Below are 255 nucleotides of genomic sequence, written 5' to 3'. Positions count from 1 at the left end.
TCCGCCCCGACCAGCTCCACGCCACCGATGGTGACGCTCGCCAGGCCTGCGCTGCCGCCGACGCTGAAGCTGCCGGTGACGGTAGCACCGCTGGCCTCTTCCACGCTGTTGTCGGCACCGGTCACCGTACCGTCAGTGTCGGTCACGGTCACCGTCGGCGCGTCGTCTTCCTGGCCATTAATGGTCAGCGTCAGACGGGTGCTGCTGGTGTCGTTGTCGGCATCGGTCAGGGTGTAGCTGAACACCTCGGTGACC

At 66.7% G+C, this 255-nt stretch carries 1 protein-coding gene; it reads right to left on the bottom strand.

Annotated features, from left to right (window positions below; genetic code table 11):
* The coding region (locus ACUN9Y_RS22330; protein ID WP_445462928.1) for a hypothetical protein at nucleotides 1–255 on the bottom strand (255 nt) is incomplete at both ends.

Source organism: Halomonas sp. V046, from assembly GCF_052645355.1.
Note: the sequence above shows the minus strand (reverse complement) of the source record. Positions and strands in the feature narration are given on the sequence as shown.